Source organism: Pseudomonas sp. P867 (assembly GCF_019891455.1).
In the GTDB taxonomy this organism is placed as follows: domain Bacteria; phylum Pseudomonadota; class Gammaproteobacteria; order Pseudomonadales; family Pseudomonadaceae; genus Aquipseudomonas; species Aquipseudomonas synxantha_A.
Window position 1 is genome coordinate 247,901 of record NZ_JAFLXB010000004.1, and the last position, 14,958, is coordinate 262,858.

General features: G+C 57.2%; 10 protein-coding genes. 6 read left to right on the forward strand and 4 right to left on the reverse strand.

The window, feature by feature from the left end:
- Positions 1-195 precede the first annotated feature (195 nt).
- The 5 genes from J1G33_RS09785 (at position 196) to J1G33_RS09805 (ending at position 6,435) form a co-directional block, all read left to right on the forward strand.
- The gene (locus J1G33_RS09785) at positions 196-1,848 is read left to right on the forward strand and encodes a hypothetical protein (RefSeq protein WP_223017992.1); all 1,653 of its coding nucleotides are present in this window, start codon (positions 196-198) and stop codon (positions 1,846-1,848) included.
- A 767-nt stretch (positions 1,849-2,615) separates the two neighbouring features.
- A complete protein-coding gene (locus J1G33_RS09790; protein ID WP_103733968.1) occupies positions 2,616-2,900 on the forward strand; it encodes a DUF3077 domain-containing protein in 285 nt (94 codons plus the stop codon).
- A 197-nt stretch (positions 2,901-3,097) separates the two neighbouring features.
- Positions 3,098-4,441, forward strand: a complete 1,344-nt coding sequence (locus J1G33_RS09795) for a CHASE2 domain-containing protein (protein WP_223017993.1) — start codon at positions 3,098-3,100, stop codon at positions 4,439-4,441.
- 37 nt (positions 4,442-4,478) lie between these two features.
- Positions 4,479-4,844 (forward strand): hypothetical protein, encoded by a 366-nt coding sequence (locus J1G33_RS09800; protein WP_223017994.1) that lies wholly within the window; start codon positions 4,479-4,481, stop codon positions 4,842-4,844.
- A 13-nt stretch (positions 4,845-4,857) separates the two neighbouring features.
- On the forward strand, positions 4,858-6,435 hold the full coding sequence (locus J1G33_RS09805; protein WP_223017995.1) for a M48 family metallopeptidase: 1,578 nt from the start codon (positions 4,858-4,860) through the stop codon (positions 6,433-6,435).
- Between the two features lie 85 nt (positions 6,436-6,520).
- On the opposite strand, the gene J1G33_RS09810 is transcribed toward J1G33_RS09805, so the two are convergent.
- Positions 6,521-7,807 (reverse strand): OprD family porin, encoded by a 1,287-nt coding sequence (locus J1G33_RS09810; protein ID WP_148853114.1) that lies wholly within the window; start codon positions 7,805-7,807, stop codon positions 6,521-6,523.
- Positions 7,808-8,215: 408 nt separating this feature from the next.
- Here J1G33_RS09810 and J1G33_RS09815 point away from each other — a divergent pair, with 408 nt between their 5' ends.
- Positions 8,216-10,291 (forward strand): TonB-dependent siderophore receptor, encoded by a 2,076-nt coding sequence (locus tag J1G33_RS09815; RefSeq protein WP_194439843.1) that lies wholly within the window; start codon positions 8,216-8,218, stop codon positions 10,289-10,291.
- A gap of 33 nt (positions 10,292-10,324) precedes the next feature.
- Here the strand turns inward: J1G33_RS09815 and J1G33_RS09820 are convergent, their stop codons facing one another.
- From J1G33_RS09820 to J1G33_RS09830, 3 genes are all read right to left on the reverse strand, one after another.
- The gene (locus J1G33_RS09820) at positions 10,325-10,540 is read right to left on the reverse strand and encodes a hypothetical protein (protein ID WP_223017996.1); all 216 of its coding nucleotides are present in this window, start codon (positions 10,538-10,540) and stop codon (positions 10,325-10,327) included.
- 234 nt (positions 10,541-10,774) lie between these two features.
- Positions 10,775-11,881, reverse strand: coding sequence for an agmatine deiminase (gene aguA / locus J1G33_RS09825; RefSeq protein WP_223017997.1), 1,107 nt, complete (start codon positions 11,879-11,881; stop codon positions 10,775-10,777).
- A 120-nt stretch (positions 11,882-12,001) separates the two neighbouring features.
- The gene (locus tag J1G33_RS09830) at positions 12,002-14,911 is read right to left on the reverse strand and encodes an aminotransferase (protein WP_223017998.1); all 2,910 of its coding nucleotides are present in this window, start codon (positions 14,909-14,911) and stop codon (positions 12,002-12,004) included.
- Between the last annotated feature and the right edge of the window lie 47 nt (positions 14,912-14,958).

Sequence of the window (14,958 nt, forward strand, 5' to 3'; positions counted from 1 at the left end):
CCGCCGAGCCATGGACAATGCGGGACAGGCTTGGAGGTGGTCACTTCGGTAAAGTTGACACACAGTGATCGGCTGTGAGCACTCGGACGGTGCTATGAGTCGGAGGTCGAGTGTAAGATCTGAAATATTAGGAACCGAGCCAAATGCCACAACACTTAAACCAATAAATAAAACTGGTCAATATAAGGAAATACGATGATCGATTTAAATCATGCACTAATGGACACACCAAACAACCGCAACGAAACCACTAAAGAGTTTTCCTCATGCTGGAATTCACTTGGCTTATATCATTCCACTCAGTATGTTTTGAGGCTGAGCTACCAAGTACACAATCTTGTTGAGAGCGCCGCCAATAAAAAAAATGGCGGAGTGACACACGAAGAACTGCAAGCCTATTCAACCTACATACATGAGACCGTGCATTGGTGGCAGCATATTGGATCAACAATTGGATTCATTATGAGCATGTGCTATCCGGCAGAGGCACATTCAAATCTTGAGCATCTCCAGCAGCTAGCAAAATCCAAAAATGCCAAAAAACCGTTAAGGTCATGGGCGGAATCTGAAATGCGGAATGGCAAAGATCATCGAGACAAGGACGTTGCGGCAGCAAATGCCGCAGTCAATAACTCTCTTGACATCGCATTCTACCGAACCTTGATGATGGGAGTTAGAATTGAAAACACTGTAGCCACACAATATTTTGAATCTACGGGCCATTCATTTAGGATTGCTTATGATACAGCAATTAATACTTTAAGAGCTGTTTTTGACCCCGAGGCCGTATTTTTACCTAATCCAGACGACTGGAATGATGGCCTAAAAGATCTAGAAGAGAAGGAAGTCACTGGCTACTATTACGGCTCCCCAATCCCAAGGTATCCAATAAAAGGTCTTGATATAATAGAGGGCCAAGCTAGATTCATCCAGCTACAATTTCTATATTTTGCAACAGGGGAGCGCATTCAATTTGATCAATTTGAGAAAGAAAATTATCTCCTAGATGAATACGGAGATGCATTTAGATTTTTCCTTGAAAACACCTCAAGCAAAACCCCGAAAACTATGGGGGACCCCATTGTCTCTCTATTCCTGTTAGTTTGTGATATATCCCTAAACCCCGTGAGCGGCTTTCCGAAACCCGTGACCAATATTGAGAGCTTTATATATCATTTAGACTGCAGTTATCGGTTCATGAGCCTATGCAATGCTGTCAAAGCAAATCCATATCTGAAGTCACACATAAAAGAATGCAGCTCAAAAGAATACCTAGAAGTTTCGCAACTATTAGTGGCGCACTGTGGATTCGAGCACCCTTATGACTTACCACAGCTTGTAAAAAAATGGAAGGACGAACAAAAAATAATTAGCGAGCTTCTAGAAGGACATGAGAACAGCCACTATTCTGAAGGGAATTCAGTAGTTAAAATTTTGTTTGCCAATTTTTTATCTTTCAACCTGGATAAGCTCAAGTGCCCTGAATTTTTTTGCTGGACAGGAAAGCATCTGGCTAGGAAAAGTGGAGGCTCGCACCTAGATGGTGGGTACGAGAAGGTTTGGCTCCGTAACCTCTCCCTCTTCACAGACAGTGCAGATGAGCAAACTATTGTCCCAAGGCTTTTCCCATGGAAATCAGAAGAAAATATAAAGAAAGCGTTTAATGATTTTTACGGTGAGAACATGATGAGTTTTATGGGAAGTCAATGGGTGATTCAAGACGGAAAATTTAACTACGACTTCTCTTGGCTAACGGAGCAAACAGACGAAGACGTAATAGAGAATAAAGTAAAATCTGTATTTGAAGCTCTATACGGGATCAATCCAAGCGAAATTAAACACACTTAAGGTCTCTGCGCATTCTGGCCAGCCAATCATGAATGGTGCTTTAGCCAGCTTATACACATTGCGGCTTTAGCACCAAAACATTACTTACACATAAACCTTTAAGCTGCCACATCTAACAGCACCCCCTCTGTTTGTAGACAGTATGAATAGCAACCTATACATTGGTTTGAACGCACCCATAGCCCTTTGCGAAATCCGTTACAGACTATCGGCGCACTCCCAACCAATATCACAGGATAATTTTAGGGATAGTATGAAATATCAGCATAACAAAACATGATTGAATTCATTAGTTTAAGATTCCTTTTGACTCCTGGTGCCGCACCATACAAAACGAAGCCCTCGCAGAAATGTGAGGGCCTTGTAGTTTCCGCGCGTCCTCTTTTTGTCCACACACTGCAATCCGGGAGCCTCGTGTGCCATCCAATCCACCGACGATCTGCGTGGCATGCTCTCGAGCGCCTTCTCACCTCAGCCAGTGCCTTTCGCTAGCAACCGAGCTTTTATACAAAATTATGGAGAGCCAATAATTATGCCGCTCCCATAAAACCAATAATTGGTCAGTCGATCCCTGCTCTTAACCCAGCAGACGCCTAATCGATCTAGTTTCCCGATTGCTCCCCACGTCCCACCACGCTACCCTCCTCCCCGTCGCTGCCAATTCAGCGACCGGGCCTGATAACCCGACTTGATGCAGGCGCCTTAGCGCCACGCATTCGTTCAAACGACGAACGTGGTAGCTCTCACTAGATACGGGAGTTCTACCAATGACCGCTCCAAATCCATCTGCGTTAACCACCCTCGGCGTCACCCCCTTTTCCTTTCACTCCGACCAACCTCTGTTCCGCGTCAACAGCGGTGTTTCCCTGCATGAAGCCTTGCATCACGTTTCTGACCTGCTCCACCTCGCCAAGCTGCTCGCGGAAGATGCGGCGATGACGCAGGACACGGACCGTTATGCCTGGGCGTCGCATTATTTGCAGGAGATGAGCAAGGCGGTGATTGATGATGTGGTGAAGGTGTTGGAGTCGCCAGGGAATGTTGAGCAATAAAGAAGTCGCGTGGTGCGCGGGCTGACGTCATCGCGGGCAAGCCCGGCTCCCACAGAGGAAAGCCCTGGCCTGAATAGGTCGGGGCTTTTTGCGAAAGACGAGCCAAAGGCAATATGGCACTTAGCCACTTATTCGATTGACACCCCTCCCCACTCCTTTAAAAACCCCGCCTTGCTTGCGCTTTTATCGAGACATGGATGTTGTCCAACCCCCCGCTGTTCAAATACCGCCGCTATTGGCTGGCGGCTCTCATCGTGTTGCTGGCGATTCTTGATCCTTTCGGCCTGGCCAGTTCCAGTGACAAGGCGTCGGCGCAGTGGCTCAATCGTATGTTCGCCAGCCACTACCCGAACCTTGGTCAGCAGCGGGTGGCAGTGGTGTTGATCGACGATGCCTACCTGATGCGCAACGACAGCTCATGGCCAATGCCCTATGGCGAGCAGAGCAAGTTGTTCAAGCGTTTGCTGGCGTACAAGCCTCGGGCGGTGTTTGTGGATTTGCTGTACAGCCATGACCACTCGTTGGGCGACCCGGCGCGGGGCAGCCAGTTGCTGGCGAATGTGTTTGAGCGTTATCAACGCCAAGGTATCCCGCTGTGGCTGGCCAATACCGGTTTGGCGCGCGGGGAAGCGGGCCAGGCCAACACGCTGGCGCCGTTCATGCAGGTGAGCCGGCCAGCGCTGGTGGTGTGGGAAGGGGTGGACGACAAGTACCCGCTGGCCATGCACACACAGGCGGGGCTTTTGGAAACCCCAGCGATGGCGCTGTACCGCGAGTTTTGTGCCACGCAACATTGCAAACAGCCGCCGGAGGATGCGCAGACCGCTGCGCAACGCCAGCCCATTGCGGTGCAGTGGGGGCTGAAGTTGGCGGCGGAACAGGCGCGGATTGCCGATATCAGCCACTGCGCGCCCGCGCGGCATTTTCTGCTGGATGGGGTGGCGCAGTTCTTTCAGGCCGTGTTCTGGAAGCTTGATGACTCGGCCCAGGCACGGTGCCCTTATACGCTGACATTGTCGGCCAGTGACCTGGAGGTCAGCGACCCCGACGATCAGGCACTGATCGCAGAGTTGCTGCGCGACCGCCTGGTGCTGGTGGGCGCCAATATCGCGTCCACGGGGGATCTGGTTGAGTCGCCGGTACATGGCCAACTCCCCGGCGTGTACTTGCACGCCATGGCCCTGGATAACCTGATCAATTCTGGCATGGACTACGACCATGAACCGGCCGACTTTCCCCGCTTGCCCTTCAATTGGCTGGACCTGCTCGAGCTCGGGCTGTTGGCGTTGATTGCCGTGCTCAAGGCGCTGCACGCACGTCGCCTTGCGGGCCAGCGCACCTGGAGCCGGTGGCGGCGCCAGGAAATCTGGTTTTTTACCTCGCCGTGCCCGTCGTGGCTGTTGGTGATGTCGATGTTGGCGGCGGTCAGTGTGTTGCTGAGCCTCAATGACATCACCCCGGTCAACGTGCTGGGCATTGTTTTGCTGTCGTTGGTGTTGTTCAGCGAGCGGATCGAAGCCTTCTTCGACCGCGACCGCTGAGTGTGCCGTTTTGTCATTTGACTCAAGGAATTCAAGGATGAACAGAAGTCTCATCGTTTTGCTCACCGCCCTCTTCACCCAGGGTGCCTGGGCGGAAACTCACAGTATCAAAGCGTTCCTGGCCGACCCGGTGACCGTACTGGACGAGCAAGGCAAGCAACAACGTGAGTTGGCGAAAAAGGATGCGCCCACCCAGCCCGTACCGGTGTTGCAGTACAACCAGGCGCTGGACCTTGTGCAGGTCGAGCTGGCGGGCCAGAAGGTCTGGCTGGACACCATGGAACTGCGCATCGAGCCGCCGCTGAACGTCGTCGACCTGCCCTGCCAGGGCCTGACCAAAAGCCAGGCCAAAGACAGCCGCAATAACTCCACCATTGGTTTTGGTGCCGGTTGCAATCAATAAAAGGAGCGGTGCGGTGAAGGGATATCTAGTCGCGGCCAGCCTATTGGCCAGTTCGGTGCTCAGCGGTTGCGCCACCTTGAAGGGCGCGGACCAGGCGTTCCTGAACCTGGTGGGGCCTTCGACCCAATCCCGGGTCCAGGGCCACTACGTGGACAACACTGACGTACGCCAGTATTACAAGCTCGACCCACAGCGCCAGAGCCAACAGCGCCTGAGCTACGACGGGCGGGCGGTGCCGGCTGCCGAAGCGCGTCAGCAGAACCTGGTGGATATCCCGATGCTGCAAGGCTACTTGCAGGGCATTGTCACGCGCTTGTCCAAGGGCTGGCCGGGGGAGTTGCCGCCGCTGCAGGTGAAGATCACCGACAGTTATGGTTTCGGGCCATCGGCAGACCCTTACGGCAACCTGTTCGTGCCGCTGGGTATGCTGGACAACGTCGCCAGCGAAGACGAAATCGCGGCGATGCTTGGCCATGAAATGAGCCACGTGTTGCTGCATCACCATGACCGCATGGCTGCCTTCCAGCAGCAGAAAGACATGTTCACCACCGTCGCCTCCACGGTCGCCTTGGCCACCATAGCGGCCGATACGGGCGTCGACCGCAGCTCCGGGACGATGAAACTGTTCAGTAAAGACCCGGCCGGCACGCAAAAGACCATCGGTAACACCGTGCTGTACACCGCACTGGCCAATACCTTTTCCGATCAGGTATGGAGCACCGCCTGGGGCCGCAGCCAGGAAGACCAGGCCGACCTGCTCGGCACCGACTTGATGATCCGCGCCGGTTACGCCCCGCGTGCCGCCACCCATAGTCTGGAGCGCCTCAACGACTTCCAGGGCAAGCAGAAACCCTTGCTCACGGGCTTCCTCACGGCGCGCAAGAATGCCATGCAGGATTCGCTGCAGCAGTTCAATCTCAACCAGTTCACCAAAGAGCTGGACGTGCTGGTCAAGGACGGCTTGACCACCGGCATCACCGCAACCACGCAATACTTCAACCGCTCGCACATGTCGGCGATGGACCGCGACACCGAGCTGCGCCAGTACTTGCAACGCGAATATCGCCAGGAACGCCGCGCTCGGGTCAACCCACAAAGCTGGTCGAAGATGAAGACTACGCCGCAAGTGGCGAAGGCCTTACAGGGTTATAAAGACGCGTACTTCGCCATCGATGCCCTGGAGAAAAACAAAGTGCCGGATGCTGAAGGGTTTATCCGCAAGGCCCTGGCATCACCGGTCAAGGACCAGCCGAGCATTCGGCGCACGGCCTATACCGTGCGCCTGGCCCAGGGCAAAAACAGCGAAGCGGTGAAAGAGTTGCAGGCGATCAAGGACTGGTCCCTGGCCGGCCCCTCCACCTATGACTTGATGATCAGCTACCACCTCAAGCGGGGTGATGGGCAATCGGCCCTGGCGATGATCGACAAGGCTGAACGCAATCTGGGCTCGGAGGAGCTGTTCATCACCGAAAAGCTGTTGGCCAACCAGCAACTGCAGAATGTGCAGCAGGTGCAAACGGTGTTGCGCAAGTGCGAGCAGTACCCGACACGCAAGGAAAACTGCAAGAAGCTCGCACCGGCCAAGGCCTAGGCGGCAACATTCGCACCTGGCATAAAAAAAACCCGAACCAGTCGGGGTTTTTTATTGCCTGGCATCAGGCACGACGCTCGATCAATTAGAAAACGTTGATCGGGTAGTCGGCGAACAGACGGATTTCGTTACCGCCTACGTTGTAGTTGCTGGCGTTGTTGGAAACGCGCAGCCACGAGGCGCGAGCACGCAGGCTCAGGTCTTTGGCTGGGCCGCTCTGTACGACGTACTTGAACTGGTTCCAGATTTCACGCTCGGTGCCATCGCCACGGCCGGTGCCGTCGTCGATGTTGGTGCCACGCACGTAGGCAATGTTGTAGGTCAGGCCCGGTACGCCGAAGGTGGCGAAATCGATGCCGTAACCTGCTTGCCAGGAACGCTCGTCCTTGCCGTTGAAGTCAGACCAGTAGGAGTTGGCCAGCAAGATGGTATTGCCGCCGTCGCCGATGCCGCCAGCGTTGCGGTAGCCGCCGTACAGGTAGCCAGTGTCGCCGGTGCTGCGCTGGTGAGCGATGGTGAAGCTGTGCGCACCAACGGCCCAAGTCGCGCCCAGGCTCCAGATCTTGTTGTCGCGCGCGTCCGCATCACCTTGGTTTTCCAGGGCGAAACTGCGATCAAGCTTGGTTTTGTAGCCGTTGAAGTCAAACGTCAGCGACTGCTTCTCTGGCAGGGCCAGCACGTAGTTGACGTTGACGTATTGCTTTTTCAGCACGTCTTGCATGTCGGAGGCATACAGGGCAGCCGACAGGCTTTCGGTGAATTTGTAGCTACCGCCGATGTAGTTGATGCTCTTCAAGCGGCCGCTGTCGCTGCCCTCGGCGCTCTTGCGAGCTTCCTTGGTGAAGTGACCGGCGTCCAGTTGCAGGCCGGCAATCTCTTTGGAAACAATCGAGGTGCCCTCATAGGTTTCCGAGAGCAAGCGCGAGTTATCGTACTGCAGGACCGGTACGGCCGGCATTTGCTGACCGTATTTGATCACGGTGTTGGAGATACGCGCCTTCACGGCCGCGCCGCCTTTGGCCAGGTCGTTGGCGGCTTCACCGCTGTCACCTTGCTTGAAGAAGTCGATACCGCCAGCGCCGCTGCGGCCTTTACCACCGTCCAGGCGGATAGCGTATTGGCCAATCACGTCCACACCCACACCCACGGTGCCTTGGGTGAAGCCGGACTCGAACTTGCCGATGAAGCCTTGGCCCCATTCAGCTTTGTCCTGCTTGCCGTTTTTGTAGTCACGGCTGATGTAGGCGTTACGTGCGGCGATGTTCAGGTGGCTATCTTCAACAAACCCCTTGGATTGCTCCTGGTCGTTTGCCATTGCTGTCGATGCGCTCAAAATCCCCAGAGCGATCAGACTCATCCGTTGCTTCAACATATTCTTATATTCCTTATTACGGGTTGAGTACGCGCTGTGACACCAGGCTCCATGTTGCTATTTCTGGTGTCGACCTTTGCCGCAAAAAGAAAGCCCGCGGACGACTGAACTGCCGCGGGCCTTTTTTTATTGGAGTAAGTCATGGCGGTGAGCCACAGGCGTTGGGCGCAATCCTATGCGGGCGTTGAACTATGTGTCAATTTCGTGAATCGTCTGTATTTAGGCGATATTCGTCTAAGGGGCGAGCTAAAGCACTACGCTGAAAACGATTGAATGACCTACGGCACCGATAAAAAACACATCAAGTAACAAATCTGCCAGCGACACGACAGGGAATAGATAACACGCGCAAATGCAAAGCATTACCATTCGCGCAAATTTCCTGCCCAACCTGTTGGATACACCCCCATGCCCACCCCTTGCCTGACGCCCATCGCCCTTGGGCTCTCCATGCTGCTGTCTGCCGGTTTTGCCTGCGCGACTACTGTATTGCCCGAGACCTCGATCAACGCCGAAGCTGACGAAGACGACCCACGCGTCAAAGAGACCAACACCGCCACGCGCACCGCGACCTCCGTACGCTATGTGCCCCAGGCGATCGACTCGGTAAAAACCGACAATCTGCGGTCCTACGGCACCAACGACCTGGGCCAGGCGTTAAGCGGTATTCCCAACGTCAGCAGCGGCGCCGACACACGCTTCGACAGCCTGCGCATACGCGGTTTCGACGCCAGCAATGACTTCTATCTGGACGGCATTCGCGACGACAGCCAGTATGTGCGCGACCTGCACAACATCGAGCGTATCGAAGTGCTCAAGGGCCCGGCCGCCGTGCTGTACGGGCGCGGCGGCCAGGGCGGTATCGTCAACCGCGTAAGCAAATTGCCCACGCCGGGTCATAAGTCGAGTATCGAAGCCCAAGGTGGCAGCAACGATTTGCGCAGCCTGTATGCCGACCTGAGCGCTGACCCGAGCGACACCATCAGCCTGCGTCTGAACATGGGCAACCAGGACAACAACAGCTTTCGCGATGGCGTCAGCGGCAACCGCCAGTTGTTTGCGCCGTCGATGAGCTGGCAGCTCACGCCCGACCTGAACTGGCTGGTGCAATACGAATACAGCCGCTACAACCGCACGCCGGACCGTGGCATTCCCGGGGTCAACGGGCGCCCGGCGGATGTGAGCCGCAGCACCACTTATTTCGATCACGGCGACTACATCGACGATAAATCCCAGTCACTGCGCTCCAAGCTCGCCTACGAGCTCAACGCCAACTGGCAACTGCGCCACACCCTCGGTGTGTTCAAGCTCGACAGCGATTTCGACAACACCTACCAGACCGGCTACGACGCGAAAACCAACAGCGTCAGCCGCCAACACTGGCAGCAAGACCTGACCACCCGCAATGTTTTCAACAACCTTGAGCTGGAGGGTGGTTTCGACACATTTGGCCTGGAGCATCGCCTGCTCACCGGTATCGAGCTGGGCAGCCAGCGGCGCGACCCGAAGCTGTACTCGGCTCGGGATGCCAGGACGGTCCCCAGCCTGGACCTCAACCAACCCAATCGCCGCCTGAGCCACACCGGGAGCATGCGACTGTCGAGTTACAACCACACTGAAGTCGAAAGCAGCGCGCTGTACGTGCAGGATCAACTGCGCCTGAACGACCAGTGGCAACTTTTGGGCGGGCTGCGTTATGACCGCTTTGAAGTGGACACCACCAGCAAGGTGCTCAACACCCAGGAGAACGTGAAGAGCCACAGCACCAGCCCGCGCGTCGGCCTGGTGTGGACGCCGCTGGAGCATCATTCGTTCTATGCCTCGTGGAGCAAGACCTTCTCGCCAGCGGGCGGCGGCCTGATCGGTATCACGCCGAACGCCGCCGGGAACGTCAACGACCTTAGCCCGGAGCTGACCAAGCAGAAGGAAATCGGCGTGAAGAGCGACTGGTTCGACGACCGCCTGAGCACCACGCTCGCCGTGTACGAGCTGGAACTCTACAACCGCCGCACCAGCGACCCGCTGGACCGCACCATTACCCTGCTCACCGGCGAGCAACGCTCACGCGGCGTGGAGCTGACGGCCACCGGCAAGATCATCGACAACTGGTACGTACGCGGCGGTGTAGGCCTGCAGGACGCCAAGGTGGAGAAGGACAACAACGGCTTTGAAGGCAAACGTATCAGCGACGTGGCCAAGCGCAATGCCAGCGTGTTCATCACCTGGAAACCGGAAATGGGCTGGTACGCCGAAACCGGTTTGACCCTGGTGGGTGATCGCTACGCCGACAGCCTCAACACCGTGGTACTGCCGGGATACGGGCGCTGGGACGCGCTGGCCGGGTTCCGTCAGAAAGAGTGGGACGTGAGGGCGGCGCTGAACAATATTGCCGACAAAAATTACTACGCCTCGGCGACCAGTGCGGCGCAGATTCAACCAGGGGAGCCGCGTAGCCTGGTGGTCACCGGTACCTACAGTTTCTAATATTTCATCTGGCACACTGACTGCAGTGTGCCTTCACTTACTCATCAACTCGCATAACGCCTGCACTTCATCCTCCGTGAACAACCCCACCGGGTAGCGTTCTCTCATCACCCTGCGCAAGTCAGGCACCTGACTGACCTGGCGCGAGCGGTTTGCCTTCAACCACAGCGCCAACGCATGGATCGCATCGCCGTTGACTCGCAAGGGGTGAAACGTGCGCATGTTCATCAGGTCGATATCGGCATTCATTTCAGCGCTCTCTCCTGCTGCGTGAGCGGCTAACTTACTCAAGGTTTGTGACAGAACTGCGCAGTCATCGCACAGATTCACTGTGCCGACAGCGATACAAGAGCTATGCCAATGTGCCGTCCGCCTTGGCATTCAGATACAAAAAAGCCCGCGACCTGGCTGGGTCGCGGGCTTGGCTGGAACACTGCGGTTGCGCAGCGCACACGCGCCCTCAAAGCACCGTTACAACTGCACTCAATTTCTGTGCGGTGCGGGCTGCTGTTGGGTCAGGCAATGAATATTGCCTCCCCCCAGTAACAGTTCGCGACCCGGCACCATCACCACTTCATGCTGCGGGAATAGGCTCTGCAGGATTTGTTTGGCCTGGTGGTCCAGCGGGTCATCGAAACTCGGCGCGATGATGCCGCCGTTGACGATCAGGAAGTTGACGTAGGACCCGGCCAACCGCACGCTCGGGTTACGTTCCTGGCTGCCGTCCACCGGGTCGACACCGGCGCATTCTTCCTCGGTGGCATACAGCGGTCCCGGGATCGGCATTTTATGCACGATGAACGCGCGCCCCTTGGCGTCGGTGCTGTTTTGCAGCACATCCATGGCTGCGTGGCAGCGCGAGTAGTTCGGATCTTGCGGGTCATCGGTCCAGGCCAGCAACACTTCGCCCGGGCGCACATAGCAGCAGAAGTTATCCACATGGCCATCGGTTTCGTCGTTGAACAGGCCATCCGGCAACCAGATGATCTTATCCACCGCGAGGTGATCAGCCAGTACAGCTTCAATGGCCGCACGATCCAGGTGCGGGTTGCGATTGCGGTTCAACAGGCACTCTTCGGTGGTGATCAGGGTGCCTTCGCCATCCACATGGATCGAACCCCCTTCAAGCACGAAGCCTTTGGTGCGATAGCGCGGCGCGCGCTCGATCTCTAGGATCTTGCCGCCTACCTGGGAGTCACGGTTCCACGGTGCATACAGGCCACCGTCAAAACCACCCCAGGCATTGAAATCCCAATTCACGCCCCGCACCTCGCCGCTGTCGTTGATCACGAACGTGGGGCCCGTATCGCGGACCCAGGCATCGTCGGAAGACATTTCCACCAAGCGAATATTGGGTACATCCAGGCGCGCACGGGCGTTCTCGTACTGGCCGGCGGAAACCGCAACGGTCACGGGCTCAAAGCGGGCGATGGCCTTGGCCACAGCCACGTGGGCGGCCTGCGCAGGCTTGCCGCCCAGACGCCAGTTGTCGGGGCGCTCGGGCCAGATCATCCAGGTTTGGGTCTGTGGCGCCCATTCGGCAGGCATATGGAAGCCATCGGCGCGAGGTGTACTGTGCAGGGTGGTCATGGCGTTCAAAACTCCGAATGGGGTGAAGACCGACTTGATATGGATAAAAATCGGCTTTGGAAGCGCTTAACGATTATAGATCCCGAATATTACACAAAATAGCCGATAACAATCGATCTATCACAGCTGCTCATCCAGTACTTTCGACAACATGTCGACAAAGAAGTCCACGCTTTGCCGGGTGGTCACCATCGGCGGTTTGATCTTGAGAATATTCAGGTAGTCACCCGTAGGCTGCATGAAAATCCCCAATTCCCGAAGACGATCACATAACAGCGCCGTCTCTTGCGTCGCTGGTTCCAGGGTGTGTCGGTCACGCACCAGTTCCAGGCCCAGATAGAAGCCCGAACCGTGTACCGCTCCGACTAGAGGATGGCGGTCGATCAGCGCTTGCAGCCGAGCCTTGAAATGCCCGCCAACCACCTGGGCGTTTTCCCAGAGTTTCTCTTCTTCCATCACGTCCAGCACCGCCATGCCGATTTGACAACTGACCGGGCTGCCCCCCGATGACGAGAAGAAATACCCTTCGGCCTCCAGCGCCTCGGCAATTTCTCGACGGGTGATCACCGCCCCCAAAGGCTGGCCGTTGCCCATGCCTTTGGCCATGGTGATGATGTCGGGCACCACACCCTGCTCTTCAAAGCCCCAGAAGAAGTGGCCCATGCGGCCGTACCCTACCTGCACCTCATCGGCGATGCACACGCCCCCCTGGGCACGAACCAAGCCATACACCTGCTGTAAATAACCCGGCGGCAGAGAGATGCCCCCGGCATTGCCGTATACCGGCTCACAGATAAATCCGGCCAACTGGCGCTGGCTTGCGGCAATTTTCGCCAGGTTGTGTTCCACGCTTCGCACGTAGTCCGGTGCGCTGTCCGGCCCGCGGAATTCGCCGCGGTAGGTATTGGGTGCTGTCACCGGGTGCACCCAGTCCGGGCGGCTGCTCAATGCCTGGGGGTTATCGGCAATTGATGTGGACACGGCGTCTGCCGCCACAGACCAGCCGTGGTACGCCTCCAGCACGCTGAGCATGTCGCGTCCACCGCTGTAGGCCCAGGCCAGGCGAATCGCCAGGTCATTGGCTTCGGTGCCGCTGTTGACCAGGAACACGCGGTCCATGCCCTTGGGCGCCAGCGCCAGCAACCGTTCGGAAAACTCGGCAATCGCAGCATAGTGAAACCGCGAGTTGGTGTTGAGCAGCGACCACTGCCGCGCTGCCACCGCGGCCATGCGCGGGTGACCATGGCCCAGCACGGCTACGTTGTTGAGCATGTCCAGGTAGGATCGGCCCTGCATGTCGATCAGGTGGTTGCGCCAGCCCCGCTCGATACGTGGCGGGTCCACGTAGTAATGCTTCTGGGAGCGGGCGAAGCTGGCATCACGCCGGGCCAGCAGAGCCTGCGGGTCCAGTTCCGGCTCGGCATCGCAGGCCAGCCCCAACAGCGCCGCCGGTGACGGGCACAACGCCTGCCAGGCCGAGGCTCGGGAGGGCGTGCAGAACAGTGGCGGTTCAAGGTCGGCGCTGCATAACTGCACAGTCAACGGCGCGTGAACCTCCCCCATTACTTGCCCTTTCACCACCAACGCTCCAGGCGTGAGTGACGTTTTTAAGCCCCACACACGCAGGCTCAGCCTAGGGTCGTGCAAGCACAGCAAGCCATCGGCGCCTTCACGCAGCGTGCCTGCAAAGGGGGCTTGCAGCACGCTGCCGTGGGGCAGGTGCAGTTCGACATGGAGGGGGAAGGTCTGCGGCTCTACCGCGCTGTCGGCACAGGTACGCGACAAGCGGTATTGCCCATACCGGCTGGCCGCCAGCCCATGTACTGCCGCTGCTTCAGCCAGCAACCGCCGATCTATTCCCGGGGTTTCCCAATTACCGGCCTCCCAATGCGGGCTGAGTACGCCCAGGTCGATCAGCGCGAACTCGCGGCCCACCAGGCCCGGCAACAAGGGTGCAAAGTCATGGCTGGCAACCGGTGGCAACGTCTCGCCAACGCCAGTGAGAATCGCCGCTTGCATCAGCGCAAACGGCACCGCCGTCGCAACATGGAAAATTTCCCACTCGTGCTCAGCGTTTTTCTTTAAATACGTGTTATCCGGGTCCAGGCGTTGCTGCTGTTCACTGCTGAGCACCAGCACCGCCGCGCGTGCGACGATCAGCGGCCACAACACCTCCAACTCTTCGCGCTGTAACGGCATCACCGCGTGACAGGCCTGGATTGCCGGCAGAATCGCAAACGGGTCACCGTGAGCGTGGTGCAACAGGGACGCGCAGGTTACCGACAGGTCAGCAATCCGCCAGGTGTGCACCAAATCGCCGAAATCAATCACGCCGTGGATACGCCAGCGCCGCTGGGCATCACGCTGGCACACCACATTGTCATCGGTGATGTCCAGATGTACCGCTTGCCACGGCAGGCGTGGTGCCAACGGTTGGACATACGCCTCGACCTGCGTGGCTACGCGCTCCAATACGGCGCGTTGCGGCAGGTCAGGCAAGGTTGCCAGCAGGTGAGTGATCAACGCCTGCGCATGGCGCGGATCCCACTGCAGGGTGCGCGCAAGGCCCGGATGCTCGAAACCTTGCAGCGCGAGGCTCATCTGCGCGCACAGCTCACCGAAGCCTGCGATCACATCGCGGCCCAGGTGCGGTAAATGCGTGAGGGGCTGGCCGTCGATGTACTCCAGTAGCCGCAGGTGCAGGGTGTGCCCGTCCACGTCTACCGTCAGCAGCTCATTACCATCCAACGCTTGAATCACCTTGGGCACGCGCAGATGGTCATGTGCTTGCAGACTATTGAGGGCCGCGTGTTGGGCCTCGAGTTCAACGGCGGCGTAGTCACCGCGGCAGATTTTGAGAACAAAACGGCCCTGGGCGTTGTCAATCTTGTAGTTGAGGTCTTGTTGACTGCCCAACGCTTGCAGCACACCGCTCATCCCATAATGCCGCTCGAGCAGGCTTGCCGCCTGGTCGGGGCTTACTTGTGGGCAAGGTAAACTGGCGCGGTGGGTCAATGTGGCTAACGACATTGTGACGACCTTTGTTTTTTCAGACGTCTATATCGCCATTGTTCCGG

Excerpts from the sequence above, each read along its gene's own strand:
- J1G33_RS09785 (WP_223017992.1), top strand. The coding sequence starts at position 196 with ATGATCGATTTAAATCATGCACTAATGGACACACCAAACAACCGCAAC.
- J1G33_RS09790 (WP_103733968.1), top strand. The coding sequence starts at position 2,616 with ATGACCGCTCCAAATCCATCTGCGTTAACCACCCTCGGCGTCACCCCC.
- J1G33_RS09795 (WP_223017993.1), top strand. The coding sequence starts at position 3,098 with ATGTTGTCCAACCCCCCGCTGTTCAAATACCGCCGCTATTGGCTGGCG.
- J1G33_RS09800 (WP_223017994.1), top strand. The coding sequence starts at position 4,479 with ATGAACAGAAGTCTCATCGTTTTGCTCACCGCCCTCTTCACCCAGGGT.
- J1G33_RS09810 (WP_148853114.1), bottom strand. The coding sequence starts at position 7,807 with ATGTTGAAGCAACGGATGAGTCTGATCGCTCTGGGGATTTTGAGCGCA.
- J1G33_RS09815 (WP_194439843.1), top strand. The coding sequence starts at position 8,216 with ATGCCCACCCCTTGCCTGACGCCCATCGCCCTTGGGCTCTCCATGCTG.
- J1G33_RS09820 (WP_223017996.1), bottom strand. The coding sequence starts at position 10,540 with ATGAATGCCGATATCGACCTGATGAACATGCGCACGTTTCACCCCTTG.
- aguA (WP_223017997.1), bottom strand. The coding sequence starts at position 11,881 with ATGACCACCCTGCACAGTACACCTCGCGCCGATGGCTTCCATATGCCT.
- J1G33_RS09830 (WP_223017998.1), bottom strand. The coding sequence starts at position 14,911 with ATGTCGTTAGCCACATTGACCCACCGCGCCAGTTTACCTTGCCCACAA.